Origin of the sequence: Salmonella sp. A29-2, from assembly GCF_020150755.1 — a bacterium.
GTDB classification, from domain to species: domain Bacteria; phylum Pseudomonadota; class Gammaproteobacteria; order Enterobacterales; family Enterobacteriaceae; genus Salmonella; species Salmonella enterica.
Genome location: NZ_CP083731.1, coordinates 4,477,205 through 4,492,344, shown reverse-complemented (window position 1 = coordinate 4,492,344; position 15,140 = coordinate 4,477,205). Strand labels below are relative to the sequence as shown.

At 49.3% G+C, this 15,140-nt stretch carries 17 protein-coding genes and 1 pseudogene; 4 read left to right on the top strand and 14 right to left on the bottom strand.

Going from position 1 to position 15,140, the window contains the following annotated elements; translation table 11 throughout:
* The first annotated feature begins 19 nt into the window (after positions 1-19).
* Positions 20-1,651 carry a Na/Pi cotransporter family protein gene (locus K8W53_RS21840; RefSeq protein ID WP_000956811.1) on the top strand — a complete coding sequence of 544 codons (1,632 nt, stop codon included), beginning with the start codon at positions 20-22 and terminating at the stop codon, positions 1,649-1,651.
* A 75-nt stretch (positions 1,652-1,726) separates the two neighbouring features.
* Here K8W53_RS21840 and pepE read toward each other — a convergent pair whose 3' ends face one another.
* Positions 1,727-2,416 (bottom strand): dipeptidase PepE, encoded by a 690-nt coding sequence (pepE, locus tag K8W53_RS21835; RefSeq protein WP_000421776.1) that lies wholly within the window; start codon positions 2,414-2,416, stop codon positions 1,727-1,729.
* A 71-nt stretch (positions 2,417-2,487) separates the two neighbouring features.
* On the opposite strand from pepE, the gene K8W53_RS21830 reads away from it, so the two are divergent.
* From K8W53_RS21830 to rluF, 3 genes are read left to right on the top strand one after another with little or no spacing between them, the layout of a single operon-like run.
* Positions 2,488-2,589 (top strand): hypothetical protein, encoded by a 102-nt coding sequence (locus tag K8W53_RS21830; protein WP_031610567.1) that lies wholly within the window; start codon positions 2,488-2,490, stop codon positions 2,587-2,589.
* Positions 2,590-2,623: 34 nt separating this feature from the next.
* Complete coding sequence (locus K8W53_RS21825; protein ID WP_001096724.1) at positions 2,624-3,163, top strand: DUF2058 domain-containing protein; 540 nt, start codon at positions 2,624-2,626, stop codon at positions 3,161-3,163.
* 46 nt (positions 3,164-3,209) lie between these two features.
* Complete coding sequence (rluF, locus tag K8W53_RS21820; RefSeq protein ID WP_001541283.1) at positions 3,210-4,079, top strand: 23S rRNA pseudouridine(2604) synthase RluF; 870 nt, start codon at positions 3,210-3,212, stop codon at positions 4,077-4,079.
* Here rluF and K8W53_RS21815 read toward each other — a convergent pair.
* From K8W53_RS21815 to K8W53_RS21755, 13 genes and pseudogenes are all read right to left on the bottom strand, one after another.
* On the bottom strand, positions 4,076-4,348 hold the full coding sequence (locus K8W53_RS21815; protein ID WP_023224730.1) for a DUF3811 domain-containing protein: 273 nt from the start codon (positions 4,346-4,348) through the stop codon (positions 4,076-4,078). The genes rluF and K8W53_RS21815 overlap by 4 nt on opposite strands.
* Positions 4,349-4,445: 97 nt before the next feature.
* Positions 4,446-5,387, bottom strand: a complete 942-nt coding sequence (panS, locus tag K8W53_RS21810) for a ketopantoate/pantoate/pantothenate transporter PanS (protein ID WP_000881647.1) — start codon at positions 5,385-5,387, stop codon at positions 4,446-4,448.
* Positions 5,388-5,648: 261 nt separating this feature from the next.
* The gene (locus K8W53_RS21805) at positions 5,649-6,377 is read right to left on the bottom strand and encodes a hypothetical protein (RefSeq protein WP_000587738.1); all 729 of its coding nucleotides are present in this window, start codon (positions 6,375-6,377) and stop codon (positions 5,649-5,651) included.
* Positions 6,378-6,573: 196 nt separating this feature from the next.
* Positions 6,574-6,863, bottom strand: a pseudogene (locus K8W53_RS21800) (hypothetical protein).
* Positions 6,864-7,111: 248 nt separating this feature from the next.
* Complete coding sequence (locus K8W53_RS21795; RefSeq protein ID WP_023203255.1) at positions 7,112-7,567, bottom strand: hypothetical protein; 456 nt, start codon at positions 7,565-7,567, stop codon at positions 7,112-7,114.
* A complete protein-coding gene (locus K8W53_RS21790) occupies positions 7,564-8,169 on the bottom strand; it encodes a DUF4376 domain-containing protein (protein ID WP_023203256.1) in 606 nt (201 codons plus the stop codon). The genes K8W53_RS21795 and K8W53_RS21790 overlap by 4 nt, the downstream gene beginning before the upstream one ends.
* 4 nt (positions 8,170-8,173) lie before the next feature.
* Positions 8,174-9,943, bottom strand: a complete 1,770-nt coding sequence (locus tag K8W53_RS21785; protein WP_023224731.1) for a tail fiber protein — start codon at positions 9,941-9,943, stop codon at positions 8,174-8,176.
* Positions 9,944-9,945: 2 nt separating this feature from the next.
* Positions 9,946-10,578: a phage tail protein I gene (locus tag K8W53_RS21780; RefSeq protein WP_000359504.1), complete on the bottom strand. Its 633-nt coding sequence runs from the start codon at positions 10,576-10,578 to the stop codon at positions 9,946-9,948.
* The gene (locus K8W53_RS21775; protein WP_023224732.1) at positions 10,571-11,686 is read right to left on the bottom strand and encodes a baseplate J/gp47 family protein; all 1,116 of its coding nucleotides are present in this window, start codon (positions 11,684-11,686) and stop codon (positions 10,571-10,573) included. The genes K8W53_RS21780 and K8W53_RS21775 overlap by 8 nt, the downstream gene beginning before the upstream one ends.
* Positions 11,677-12,036, bottom strand: a complete 360-nt coding sequence (locus K8W53_RS21770; protein WP_001093501.1) for a GPW/gp25 family protein — start codon at positions 12,034-12,036, stop codon at positions 11,677-11,679. The genes K8W53_RS21775 and K8W53_RS21770 overlap by 10 nt, the downstream gene beginning before the upstream one ends.
* A 163-nt stretch (positions 12,037-12,199) precedes the next feature.
* Positions 12,200-13,747, bottom strand: coding sequence for a DUF6056 family protein (locus K8W53_RS21765; RefSeq protein ID WP_023138094.1), 1,548 nt, complete (start codon positions 13,745-13,747; stop codon positions 12,200-12,202).
* Between the two features lie 10 nt (positions 13,748-13,757).
* Complete coding sequence (locus K8W53_RS21760) at positions 13,758-14,687, bottom strand: glycosyltransferase family 2 protein (RefSeq protein ID WP_023137582.1); 930 nt, start codon at positions 14,685-14,687, stop codon at positions 13,758-13,760.
* The gene (locus K8W53_RS21755) at positions 14,684-15,046 is read right to left on the bottom strand and encodes a GtrA family protein (RefSeq protein WP_000593184.1); all 363 of its coding nucleotides are present in this window, start codon (positions 15,044-15,046) and stop codon (positions 14,684-14,686) included. The genes K8W53_RS21760 and K8W53_RS21755 overlap by 4 nt, the downstream gene beginning before the upstream one ends.
* Between the last annotated feature and the right edge of the window lie 94 nt (positions 15,047-15,140).

The window sequence follows — 15,140 nt, the reverse complement described above, 5'->3', positions numbered from 1 at the left end:
ATAAGGAGAACCTGACGCCGTGTTAACTTTGCTCCATCTACTTTCTGCCGTTGCGCTGTTGGTATGGGGAACACATATCGTTCGTACTGGCGTAATGCGCGTGTTTGGCGCGCGTCTACGCACTGTCCTCAGCCGCAGCGTGGAAAAGAAACCGCTCGCCTTTTGTGCGGGTATCGGTGTTACCGCGCTGGTACAAAGCAGTAACGCCACCACTTTATTGGTAACGTCGTTTGTCGCCCAGGATCTTGTCGCCCTGACGCCAGCTCTGGTGATTGTGCTGGGCGCTGATGTGGGTACTGCGCTAATGGCGCGTATTCTCACCTTTGATTTGTCGTGGCTATCGCCGCTGCTGATTTTTATTGGCGTGATTTTCTTTTTGGGACGTAAGCAGTCCCGCGCCGGGCAGCTGGGTCGCGTCGGTATCGGGCTTGGCCTGATTCTACTGGCGCTGGAGCTGATTGTGCAGGCGGTGACGCCGATCACTCAAGCTAATGGCGTGCAGGTCATTTTCGCGTCGCTGACGGGCGACATTATGCTGGATGCGCTGATTGGCGCGATGTTCGCTATTATCAGTTATTCCAGCCTGGCGGCGGTGTTGCTGACGGCGACCCTGACGGCGGCGGGGATTATATCGTTCCCGGTGGCGTTGTGCCTGGTCATCGGCGCCAATCTGGGATCGGGGCTGCTGGCGATGCTCAATAACAGCGCCGCCAATGCTGCCGCGCGTCGCGTAGCGCTCGGCAGCCTATTGTTCAAATTGATCGGCAGCCTGGTCATCCTGCCGTTTGTCCATCCGCTGGCGAATCTGATGGATGAGCTATCGCTACCGAAGTCAGAGCTGGTGATCTATTTCCACGTTTTCTATAACCTGGTGCGTTGCCTGGCGATGGTGCCATTTGCCGAGCTGATGGCGCGTTTTTGTAAACGAATTATTCGTGATGAGCCTGAACTGGATACCCATCTGAAGCCGAAACATCTGGATGTCAGCGCGCTGGATACGCCAACGCTGGCGCTGGCTAATGCTGCCCGCGAGGTGTTGCGCATTGGCGATGCGATGGAACAGATGATGGAAGGGCTAAAAAAGGTCATGCACGGCGAGCCGCGTGAAGAGAAAGCGCTGCGCAAGCTGGCGGATGACGTTAACGTGCTCTACACCGCGATTAAGCTTTATCTGGCGCGAATGCCAAAAGACGAGCTGGCGGCGGAGGAGTCCCGCCGGTGGGCGGAGATTATTGAGATGGCCCTGAACCTCGAACAGGCGTCGGATATTATCGAGCGAATGGGCAGTGAGATTGCCGACAAGTCACTGGCGGCGCGTCGGGCATTTTCAGAAGAAGGATTGAAAGAGCTGGATGCGCTTTACGATCAACTGCTCAGTAATCTGCAACTGGCGATGTCGGTCTTTTTCTCCGGCGATGTCACCAGCGCCCGTCGGTTGCGCCGCAGTAAACATCGCTTCCGTATACTTAATCGCCGATACTCACATGCGCATGTCGACCGCCTGCACCAGCAGAACGTGCAAAGCATTGAAACCAGCTCGCTCCATTTAGGGCTGCTGGGCGATATGAAGCGTCTTAACTCACTGTTCTGTTCGGTCGCCTATAGCGTACTGGAACAGCCGGATCAGGACGAGGAACGGGGCGAGTATTAAGTGAAATGCCGGATGGCGGGGCCTACGGAGAACATGCGCGTAGGCCCGCCATTCGGCATTCAATGTGGCCTGGGATTAAAAGCGATGACCCGCTTCCAGCGCCACGGCCTCTTCGCCCGCTTTAAACACCCAGGTGGTATTCGGGCCACCGAGAACCGCCTGGCCGTTGCTCACCTGAATCCAGTTACCTTCCGGCAAACCAATCACTGTCAGTTCCGGCGCGACCACCAGCAGTTCGCGAATACGCTGCTCGCGGGTCTCGCCCTTATGACCTTCCGGCAAGGCGTTAGTGAAGTGAGGATTAATTTGCAGCGGGAACAGATCCAGCGCGTCGAAACCGTTTGGATCGACGATCGGCATATCGTTGGTCGTGCGGATAGTCGGGCAGGCAAGGTTGGCGCCTGCGCTCCAGCCGATATACAGCGCGCCGCGTTTTACCCTGTCCGCCATCGGCGCCAGCAGCCCGCGTTCACGCGATTCTTTCAGTAGCTGAAAGGTATTTCCGCCGCCGACAATAATGATTTCCGCTTTCTCAATCGCCGCAAGCGGATCGGCGACACGATGAATCCCTGTGACGTTTATCCCTAATGGCGCAAGTACCTCTGCGGTTTTATCCGTGTACTCGTCCCATGTTTGCGTGACGCCGGCAAACGGAATAAACACGGCTGAGCGTCGACCGTTCAATTGATTCGCTATCAGCGGCAGAGCGTGTTCCAGCCAGGCTTTACCCGGCAGCGTCGAGTTACTTAATAAAAGCAGTTCCATTACTTCTCCACCTCATCAGGAAATGTCAAAACGTAATAATGCTACCATTATCCATTTAATGTCTTACTGATATGGCTCATGATGTTACGCGTGTCACAGGCAAAGCGCGGTCGCTAAAAGTGACACCAGGCCAGATCTGCCATCTGGTATCGCCTGAAAAATTACAGGTATAATCCGCAAAATTATTTAACACGTTTAGAGACGAAAATGGCAAAACTGACCTTACAAGAGCAACTGCTACAAGCGGGATTAGTGACCAGCAAAAAAATGGCCAAAGTCCAGCGCACGGCTAAAAAATCACGCGTTCAGGCTCGTGAGGCCAGAGAGGCGGTGGAAGAAAATAAAAAGGCGCAACTTGAGCGTGATAAACAACTCAGTGAACAGCAAAAACAAGCGGTTTTAGCGAAAGAGTTTAAAGCTCAGGTTAAGCAACTTATTGAAATGAATAGAATCAATGTATCTAAAGGCGATATTGGTTTTAACTTCACCGATAATAACGTCATCAAAAAAATAGACGTGGATAAGCTCACTCAGACGCAACTGATTAATGGGCGTCTCGCGATTGCGCGTTTGGTTATCAATAACAGCGGTGAATGTGAATATGCGATTATTCCCGCGAGCGTCGCCGATAAAATCGCACAACGAGATGCGGACAGTATTGTCGTAAACAGTGCGCTGAGTCAGGAAGAGCAGGACGAAGATGATCCGTATGCCGATTTTAAAGTTCCCGACGATTTGATGTGGTAAGTCACATTCCCGACGTTTATGTAGAAAAATTTCTCAGAGAGTAAATATGCTGACCGACACATCTATCCGGCTTAATAAATATATCAGTGAAAGCGGCATCTGTTCGCGTCGCGAGGCGGACCGTTTTATCGAACAGGGCAATGTTTTTATCAACGGCAAACGCGCCGCCATTGGCGATCAGGTGGTCGCCGGGGATGTTGTTAAAGTAAATGGTCGGTTGATTGAGCCGCGAGAAGCGGATGATTTAGTGCTGATTGCGCTGAATAAACCGGTTGGCATTGTCAGTACCACTGAAGACGGCGAACGCGACAATATTGTCGATTTTGTGAACCACAGCAAACGTATCTTCCCGATTGGGCGTCTGGATAAAGACTCGCAGGGGCTGATATTTCTGACTAACCACGGCGATCTGGTCAATAAGATTCTGCGTGCCGGTAACGATCACGAAAAAGAGTATCTGGTGACGGTGGATAAACCGATTACCGACGAGTTTATACGCGGTATGGGCGCTGGCGTGCCGATTCTGGGTACCGTCACCAAAAAATGTAAGGTGAAAAAAGAGGCGCCGTTTGTCTTTCGCATTACCCTGGTGCAGGGATTAAACCGTCAGATCCGTCGTATGTGTGAATACTTTGGTTATGAAGTGACGAAACTGGAGCGTACGCGCATTATGAACGTCAGCCTGAGCGGGATTCCGCTGGGCGAGTGGCGCGATCTGACGGACGATGAGCTGATCGATCTGTTTAAGTTGATTGAGCGTTCCTCTTCCGAAGCCAAACCAAAGGCCAAAGCGAAGCCGAAGACCACGGGTATTAAGCGACCGGTCGTGGCGATCGAAAAAAGCAATGAGAAAGCGCGCCCGACATCAAGCGGTAAGCGCTTTACCTCGCCGGGACGAAAGAAAAAAGGACGTTAACGTCTGCCGCGCGTCGGCGTATTCGCCGACCAGGAGAATGACGCTTCCGTATCGGGTTTATACGCCTGCTTTTTCTTCAACTTGCGGGCTTTTTTTGCTTCAGCCTCACGCAGCGCCATCAGCTTATCGATGTACTCCTTTTTTACGCTGTTGGTCTCAGAATTGGTCAGCGGACGCCCGTGCGCAATACGGGCGCGGTCCAGCAACGTTTTCAGTTCGCGCTGTTCGCGCTCGGTCATCTCTTTTTGGGTAATGCGGGGGAGTGCCATACGGGTGCCCTCAGTTAGCCGATGCATTTAGTCTACGGCAATACGCAACGGGCGGATAGCGTGTAAGCCGGGTAAGCTTGCGCCACCCGGCAATATTTTAATTTACCTTTGCCGTTTCGCCCGATTTTTCAACAATCGGTTTCCCGGACCAGTAACCAGCCAGTAGTGACCCTGAAAGGTTGTGCCACACTGAGAACAGCGCGCCAGGCAGCGCTGCGAGCGGGCCAAAGTAGATTTTACCCAATGCAGCAGCAAGACCAGAGTTCTGCATCCCGACTTCGATCGCCAGCGTTCGACAGGTTGACTCATCAAAACCGAACAGACGTCCACCCCAGTAGCCGCCAAGCAGGCCAAGGGTGTTATGCAGGATCACCGCGATGATCACCATAAAGCCGACGGAGGCGATATGTGAAGCTGAACCCGCGACCACCGCGCTGATGATTGCCAAAATGCACACCATCGAGAATGCTGGCAGATAAGGTTTTACCACTTTCACTACGCGCGGAAACAGATGGTGAATCACCAGCCCCAGCGTGATTGGAATGACTACAATCTGTAGAATGCTCAGCAGCATACCCATCACGTCGACTTGAATATGGGCATCGACGTACAGGCGCGTGAGTAGTGGTGTGGCGACCACGCCGACCAGCGTGGAGACCGATGAAATGGTGACTGAGAGCGCGACGTCTCCCTTCGCCAGATAGATCATTACGTTAGAGGCGGTGCCGCTGGCTACGCTACCGACCAGTACCATCCCGGCGGACAGATCTGGCGGCATCTTAAACAGCAACGCCAGCAGCCATGCCGCGAGCGGCATTACCAGATAGTGCAGGAATATCCCTGCGGCGACAGGGGCTGGTCGGGAGAGCACGCGTTTAAAGTCGTCAACGTTAAGATGGACCCCCATACCGAACATAATCAACATCAGTAGTGTCGCGACCCACGGCCCAACAGGAGTAAAGGTGGATGGTGTGTAATACGCAATGAGAGAGAGCAGCAGCGCCCATAACGGGAACAGCCGGGTAATGACGGCGAGCATGTTGTTTTCCTTGCAAGTATGTTGTGTTTGTTATCAACGGGTCAGGATCGAGCCAGACCATAGTTATTGTTTATCGCGTGAAGGAAGATTATTCAAACAAATTACGCTCATGATCCAGTGTGGGCTCGTGGCAGGCTGGATGACGCGCCTGCGTCGCCATCCGGCAACGCATCGCCCGATGGCGCTTACGCTACCGTATTAGAAATATATAGAGGTTCTGGTGGCGTAAAGAAAAGCGCCGGCATTGAAGAGAAGGAAGCTTTAACGCAGTGATAACTTATATTGTTTCACTTTGCTTTGGATTGTGTTTTTTAAACTAAAGTAAGGCACCCAGGGCAATGCTGTGTTCCAGGGGCGAGGGGAACCATGAAAACAGACTATGCTTGCTCCGTCAGGTAATTTTCCATTACCTGTCCCATCGTATAGTTCAGGGTTAAAACCAATCATTTTTGGTGTTGCTATATTAGCTTTATAACTAATAATTCTTCCGGGTAAGATGTTTTGCCATCTTTCAGCATCTTGACATATTCTGCCGATAAATCCTTGATCGCCATGATAGGGCGGGGTTCTTATGGCATTGATTTCCTTTTCAGGATTTTTCATAAATTCATCCCACACATTTTTTTTTGCGGGTGCAGGAATAAACATAATACCTGTTGCTGGCGCAACTGAAGCACCATGCTGAGAAAAGTCATTAAGTAATGTTATTTTTTTCATAGTTGTCAGAGGAGTAATATCTCCCACAATAACGCTATCTATATCAATATAGAGAATATCCTCATTACCAAGAACAGGATGCAGTGGATTGAAAAGTTCTAGTTTTGCCCACCATCCTGGCCAATCATACAAAAGAGGCGCTGTATTTACCCCTTTTATCTTTAGCGCATCTGTTAAACAAACAGAATCATAACCTTTGAGCTGCTTATGTAACCATTGAGCATGTTTTGTGGTGAAGTCTTTGCTTTGTCTGAGCACAGAAACAATAATCATTATATTCCCCGGTGAATATTAGGTGATTTTAGCCATGTTCCACTATATTTAATGTGCTTTATATTGCAACAAAATTAGTGTTCATATGGTTATCGAAGTTTAATTACATTCAAGATGTGAATGTAATTTATTTGTTTATAATGTTATTAATATATGTAATATAAGTTGATAAATGTTTTAATGGTTGTTTTGTCTTTTATATTTCCATGGGGAGATATAAAATAAGAGTTGGGATGGGAGTGATCTTATTTCCCCTTTTTACTGCTCCCAGCTCTATATCAATTCCAAATTTGGAATTTAGCTTGCGATTAATCTATAATCCAGTTTTTTTCTGTTTTTTTGAACCATAGATATACATCTCATTTGCCAGACGCTACCAAAATAAAAAATTAAGACGGCGATTGTTATTGGCCTGCATAAGTAATCGATATAATAAAAATTCATTACTGCGAATAATCTCATGTCGCCAGTATTTCCGTAATCCATTTCCTTTTTTAGATATGGAAAATAATAAGCAATGTAAGAGTTTGATTTTTTCTTCCTCCAATGAAGAAAGCTAGATTGTTAAATAAATGTTATTATCGTGGGGGGTTCACGTATCAATTGGTAAAAATACTATAAGATGGTTTTTTATAATACTTCATTTGCTATGCAAACTGAACATTTGATGCTAAAAAATAATAAAGGGTATTACTTTAATTCAACACCGCCGGGCTTTATACCCGGCGAGAGATTCAACAATCGTATTGCCAGCTACTAACTAAGGCATAAAGGTGGCTGGGGGAGTAGCGCCAGCTATCGTTTAGTCCGAGAAATTCAGCGCAAAACTCGCTGCAAAACAGTTTATCTTTGCGCTCCCGGTTATACAGCGCGATACCGAGCGCGCCCTGCCAGTCATAGCGTTTGCCGTTATGTTTGCGGAAAAAGGCCTCCACTTCCGGCAACGTGGCCTTTAACGGTAGCTTATCCCACTTATCGTCCGGTAACGGTATTATCTTTCCCCGCACGCCGCGATCGCGAAACGATGCAGAGTAGCAGAGGTATTCATTACCGCCGTGCGCCACCGCCAGTTCACAGTGAGAGTAGATACCGCGCGTGACTTTGCGCGTGAGCCAGTCGGCAAACCTGGCGATGCCGCGATACTCCGATCGCCCCTTATAGCAAGCGAGCCAGACGGTGGTTTGACTCATGGCTGCCAGCCTGATGAATAGTCGTAGTCGAGCACTTCCTGGATATCCCCCAGCGCTTCTACCGCCGCAATATGCCGCTGCGCGTTGGCAAACAGGCGCATATCGTGATCCATAGTGACGGTTTCAAACTGCGCGGCGATGTCGTTGGTCAGTTTAATCAAACCGTTATTTTTGGTCTGCCACATTAACCCTGCCGGAATCTGCTTTGCCTGACCCATTCTGGTGAGTGACATTTGCTGAATACGGCTGTTAGCATCGCTGTGGAAATGGTTGCCGTCGATAACGATATAATCGGTGGTAACGGTGTCGCGGTGAGCTTTTATACTTCGAACTACATTTTCTTTTTTATTTACCAGCGCATCATTGAAAGCTGTCGGGTTGTATATCCATTTATCACCTACCAGTTGATAAAATTCACATGGCGGTGGTGTAGTGATAAATGAAAATGGTGCTAAACAAATCCAGCATGGTTTTCCTCTTAATTGCCATTGTTCGTCATTTACTGGTTTTATAGATTCTGGTAATACAACATTTAGCGAGGTATCGTCAATCCAGTCGATAACCTCAAAAGTCGAAGGATGGTAGTACACATATTTAGTCATATTTTCACCATGAAATTTTTACAAAACCATCAGAACCGCGCCCACCAGAATATCCAGATATCGCGGAGCGCGTATTTTGGCTCAATGACGCACCACCACCACCACCAGCTCCATAGCCATCGGCATTTCCTCCGTTTGCAAATGCAGCCGCACTGCCGCCTGTGCCAAAGGCCGAACCCACACCAACCCCTCCTGGAGATGATTCGGTAGATGTAAATTCTGCTATTTTGCCGCTGCTACCTAATCCGCCTTTAGCAGTGATATTAATAAAAGATGAGTCGCCTCCATCAAGCCCTAGTTCACCTGCATCCCCTTTAATTAGCGTATGGCCTTGTCCATTAGGACCAATAGATGTTCTATCTTCATATGAACGTACAAAACCGCCGCCTCCACCTGAACCTCCAGCCCCAACAGAAACCGTATAAGTTTTTTTAGATGTCACACCTATAATGGCAATTTTTAATTCTCCATGATTACCTCCCCTACCAGCTGAATAGGCATTAGTCTTATCGGGATCAGGAGTACATCCACCACCACCTCCTCCACCACCTCCTCCCAGCATTTCAACAAAAACCTGCGTTACCCCATCAGGCACAGTAAAAGTCCCATTAGCTGTAAAAAACTGGTATCGAGGCCCGTTTGAAGCTGCCGTATTTGCCAGATTCAGTGCCGCATTCGCCTTATCCATCGCCGCTTTCACCGCGCTCGGCGTCGCCGCCTCCGTCGTACTGGTGCTGTCGGTGGCGTTATTAAGCTTCACGATCCCTTTTTGCGTTAGCGTACCGTCCGGGGTGCCGGTGATCTGCCCCCAGGCGTGAGTATGGCTGGCCGGGGCCGCCGCACTCGCCTTATCCATCGCCGCCTTTACCGCACTGGGCGTTGCCGCTTCTGTGGTACTGGTGCTGTCCGTCGCGCTGTTAAGTTTCACGATCCCTTTTTGCGTCAGCGTGCCGTCCGGGACGCCGGTAATCTGGTTCCAGGCGTGAGTATGGCTGGCCGGAGCTGCCGCATTCGCCTTATCCATCGCCGCCTTGACCGCGCTCGGCGTTGCCGCTTCCGTTGTGCTGGTGCTGTCCGTCGCACTGTTAAGCTTAACAATCCCCTTTTGCGTCAGCGTACCGTCGGGAACGCCGGTGATCTGATTCCAGGTATGCGTGTGATTACGCGCTTCCGCCATCGCCGCTTTTACCGCCTTTGGCGTAGCCGCTTTGGTTTCGTCATCGCTGTCAGTGGCGTTACTGAGCTGCGTAAACCCTTTCTGCGTTAATGTCGCATCCGGGTGATTTGTCGAATGTTCATGCTCGTCCAGCCGGACATCCACATAGTCGCGCGTCGCCAGCACAATGCTCGGATCGACCGTCAGCGTCACCGCCGTGGTGTTGGAGACCTCCATAATCAGGCGGATACAGACCTGCTTGCCGCAGCCGCCGGGCAACAGCGGTTTGTAGGATTCCGGGAACTTGCCGATGGCGATTAGCTCGCCCTCGTCGTCGAACACGCCCACTTCACGCACATACCAGCCGCCAACGTCCTCCGGCAGCACCAGTTCGGCAATCAGCCAGTTGGGATTATTCGGCGCAACGGTCAGCGTATTCATCTCACCGCGCCAGACTTCGCGGCGTAAAGTGGTCTGGCTGGCGGTTGGTTCATAATATTGCCCACCGCCGTCGCCAACCGCCATCTTTTGCAGATGTATCTGCTTTTTATCCGCCAGGGCGCTGGCGATTTTCGCCATTCCCCTGTCAGTCAGGAGGGTATAAAACTCATTATCCATAATTACTCCGGGTAAATAGATGTAATTTCAAGGCTCCATTGCCCTGTACCGAAATAGATCGGTTTAGTTTGTTGAACTTCCAGAACCTGGAAGGGTAAGACGGTCGTTATTTCTCCACCGTAAAGCGCGCTGCCGATAACAGGAATAGCGCTTTGGTTAATTATCCAGACAATTAACGCTTCCAGCTTTGAGCGCACGTTCTTATACTCATGAATAAGATCGACCAGGTTATTAAACAGATTTTCATCCATGCCCTGGTTGATTAGCTTAATTTCAACCTTAAAAAAATAAGCCTTACCGCCATACTCAAACCATTCGGAAATCGTGCCGGGTAAGGATAATATTTCCAGTACACGGCGAACGGCCCAGGGAGTTCCTTTATATTTATGCAGTTCAATCGCCTGTTTAATTAACTCTCGTTTCTCCTGTTCATTGGCGGCAAATAGCCAGCCCTCCAGCCCTTGAACATGAAACTGTCCGGCCAACGAGGGCAGTGCCGAGGCATCAACGATATCCACCAGATAGACCAGCAACGCCGTCAGGTCGATTTGTGCAAAGCGTTCGGCGGCAATATTCGCCAGAATCGAAAAACGTTCGTCGCTGGCCAGCGGCGGCGGCAGAAGCAGTTTATCCATCGCTGACCCCGGCAATCGTCACGTCAATAGCCGTGCATTCCGCCCATTCGTGCGCCTGCAATACCTTTTTCGCGGGCATATCCAGCGCGACGTCGTAAACGCCATCGACCTGCAATACTTTAATTATCTGGTTTGGCACAATGTCCTGGCCCAGCCGGGTCTGGCGCGAGCGCGTCCATCTATTAATCGCTTCACGCGCGGCGGCAAGCGTCGTCTCCTGATCGGCGGTGGTAAACAGCGTTAGCCGGGCGCGGATCTGATAAGCCACGCGCGGAGAACATTTAGCGCTCACCTTATCGGTTAGCGGGCGCTTTTTCTCTTTGCTCACCTCCCGTTCGATCTGGGCAAGAAGCTCCGGCCCCGGCAGTCCGTTCAGGGTCAGCGGATAGAGTTCCACGCAGCCTTCCGCCAGCCCTTCATCCGGCCCCAGCACCGCCACGTCGATAATCGACTGGCTGACCGAGAGCGTATGGAAGCGATAGGCGCCATAGCTGCCCGCGTTGCTGAAACTTTCCGGCGCTAGCTGGACGCGTTTACGTAGCGCGTCGTCGTTCTCTTCGCCGCAGCCGCCACTTGAGGCCGTCAGATTGGTGACGCTGAGATCGTAATTGCCTACCCGATCCACCAGCGCGCTGATTTGCGCAGGTTGCCAGTTATTGCCGGATTCACCGGTCGCTACACAGGTTGCAGTTACCGCAACGCTCAGGCTGCCCGCAGGCAACACAACATCTTCGTCGGTGGCGAACATCACGCTATCCGACGCGCTGGCGCGAGTCCCTTGTGGAATCACCAGGTTACTTTTAGCCGCTTGCGTAACAGAAAACTGTAGCGTGGTTTTCGCCGCCTGAGCGGGTAGACGGTGAACGCCAACCAGCTCGCCTAAATAATCCAGCATCGGCGCACGGGAATACGCGACCAGGTTTTGCTTCGCCGCCTCCTGGATGGCGATGCGGACAAGGTTTTCACGATAAGCAAACAGGTCAATGAGCAGCCGCTCAGCCTGTGCCGGGTAGAGTTTTTTACCGCTGGCTTCTTCATATTGCGCAATCATCTCGCTGGTGATTTGCGCGGGATCGCGGTCAATAAAGTCGGGTTCGGCTATCGCCATAACACCTCCGTTGAGTTGATTACGCCGTCTGCGGCGCGCCATTGCACGCGTAACGTCAGGTGTTCGCCGTCAATCGTCGGCGTCACCTTCAGCAACCGGCAGCGGGGTTCCCACATGCGAATCGCTTCCACCGATTCGCGAACAACGTGCGGAATGGCCCGCTCGATCGGGTAATCGATGTAGCGCCACAGATTGCTGCCAAAAAGCGGCCTGTGGGGATCGCTGCCGCGCGGCGTGCGCAGAATGATGTGTATTGCCTGATGAATATCATCCAGCCCGCAGACGTATTCTTCAGGACGTTGCAAGGCAGGTTGCCAGTGCAGGGTCGAGGGTCGTGTTTTTGTGTTCATGAGGCTATTTTCGCCTTCCGGCGGGGGGAGAGATATTAAAGCGCTTTAAGGAAATAATTGATGGCGGGGTCAGAATGTGTTTTGCCCGGTGGCGCTTCTGCGCTTACCGGGCCTGTGTTGATGCGCATTTTGTTAAATGGCGAAGATCGCGTTTTACGTAAAGTTAAAATGAAATTGCTGTAATTTCACCTTTGCCTACAGAAGCGTAGTACCAGAATTCATCATTGATTTCTGCGTGCTTCATTTTTTCAACTGGAATCGTTTTCTGCCGTCCATTAACCGAGAGTGTGATCGAACCCGTTAGCTGCTCCCGGCTGATAATAGCGAAATCCCCGCGGGTGTTGCTATAAGCCGTCGTTTCATTGGAAAGGCTGTGCTTCGCTCCATTAGCGATTACAGAATAATCAAAATTGACTTTCTTTTTGAAAATAGCTTGTACATGATAATACTCGCCGTAAACAGCAGGATCATGGAATAAACCAAAATGACCACCGCTATTTTGCAACTTGACGAAATAATAGTCAGGGATGATAAACTTCTGTTTACCTGCCGCTATTTCTTTAGTAATGATTTTTTGTCTTACGATTTCCTGTCCGGCCGTTTTTTTATAACCGTTAAGCATCAATGAATAGGACCAAAGGAATACGATACCACAGAGGACAGTCACGGCAGTTACGCCGACGACTCCAGCCTTAACGCCACTTTTCAACAGGGCGTAAGCGATGAAGGAGATAGCTAAAAGGAAAAACATAAACGTACCGTTCATAACCCGATCGGGGTAGGACGGCGACGCGAACATAATTAAGGAAGTGCTAATACCTATACATACGACTAACGCAGCGCAGATAAGGGACGTTTTATCAATTTTGGCGCGAATCTGCTTATTGAATATGACCAGTAAGACCAGCAATAACAAAACAACATAAGCTATCCAGATCAGCGCCAGATGGTTATGAACGCGTTCTGTTAAGTGAATGAAAATACGTTCAAAAATCGGCCTTCCATACCAGAATTCTTTGCCGCTGGCGCGGATGAAATTGCCCGGAGAAAGTATCAATACGCATGAACCTGCGATTGCACAGAGACTATAAACTATCTTATTGCGCGAAACAGATTTGTTTTGCCATAACTCGTATGCAATGGCCAGAACAGAAATAAGCGAGACGAAAGGTGAGACGCTTTCATTGGAACAGCCTGCCATAAAGCTTAGTAATGCAACCCACGGGCTGATCGCTTTACTGTTTTTTATTGTTATGGTGTAAAAGAAGAACAGCCATGCAACAACGAACAGATTCGTCCACAAATAATTCGCAGCACCAACGATCCAGAAAGTGGTTTGACCCAAATTCGGGTTCGAAATCCAGTAAGTGAAGAATATTAGTGGGAATAATAAGTAGTCGGATTTATTCCAGCGTAATGTACCTGAGGGTGTCTTCACAATGAAATAACAAAATACCAGTGTCGAAACGGCAGCGCTGATGGAATACACGAGTTGAGAACGTGTATACAGGATAAGTGCGCTGGTGTAATCAGCTATAATCCTGCCACTCCATGTCATATAATGATGAAAATGTGATTCCGGCGAAATTCCTAAAAGGTAATAGCGGTAATCATCAGAGTGAATGGGGGTATACCATTCAATAAGAAAAATGGCCAAAAAAGCCAGTAGTATCATCGCCGTTTTCGGTAATATCTTGAGCATAGTAATCATTATTCCATCATTATTCCATCATTGTTTTTTTGTTTTTCACGATATAGCGAGGCCTTTGCTTTACCTCCGTGTAAACGCGTCCGATATATTCACCCATGATGCCTATGCCGATAAGCTGGATGCCGCCTAAGAAGAGAATCGCGGTCATAAGCGAAGGATAACCAGGAACAGGGTTTCCCCACATCAATTTATCAATGATCATCCACATGGCATATATCAGGGAGAGGGCAGAAACGCTCACTCCTATATACGTCCAGATACGCAAAGGGAAAGTAGAAAAACTTGTAATCCCCTCCAGCGCCAGGTTCCAGAGTTTCCAGCCATTAAATTTTGAGTTACCTGCGACACGTTCAGCACGGGCATATTCGACAACATCTGTTTGACCTCCAACCCATGAAAGTATACCTTTCATGAAAAGGTTACGTTCTGGTAATAGCTTGATATTTTCTACAATCTCGCGCGACATCAATCGAAAATCACCGACATTCTCTTCAATCTTTGGCGTACTGATTTTGTTATGCAGCCTGTAGAACCACTCAGCGCTTTTACGCTTCAGGTGGCCATCCGTTGAACGATCGATACGCTTAGCCAGCACCATTTCTGCACCAGCCTGCCATTTATTGATCAAATGTGGGATTACTTCGATGGGATCTTGTAAATCAACATCGATAGGGATCACCACATCTCCGGTCGCGTAATCCAATCCGGCAAAAAGTGCAGGTTCTTTACCAAAATTGCGGGTAAATGAGATCGGAACAACAAGAGGATCGGCAACAGCTAATGCGCTGATGATTGATTCAGTCGCATCGTGACTCCCATCATTAACGAAGATAATCTCAACGTTATAAGGTTTAAGTGAACTGTATTCTCTGACCGTTTTATAGAAAATAGGGATCGCGTCCTCTTCATTAAAGACGGGAACCACTAATGAAATTTTCATTTCTCATTCCTGAAAACAATGAATCTGGAATATAAAAATCCGCAAATAAGGCTAATTGCGGAAAATACAATGAGCGTAAAAATGGGAGGCATAGCACACTTGTCGCCTGTCCATCCCACGACGGCGCTCAGCACGCCCATAAAACCGACGTACAGCAAATAACGTCCGGTTGATACGCTGGCTCCAAAGGTAAACCGGGCGTTAGCGAAAAAACTAAAACTGACAGCGACAGCAAAGCCCGTTACGTTTGCCAAAGCCTGACTTGTTTGAAATCCATAGACGCAAAGGGCAAAGATAGCCCAGTGCAAAGCAGTATTAAGTACGCCTATCGAAACGTACTTTATAAATAATTTTATCATTATAGCAATCAAGAAGTTGTAATTCAGCGAAGTCTACCAGACAAAACTGAGAGGATCATTCCTGAACAGCAGATTTTATGTAAGCAGGGCGAAG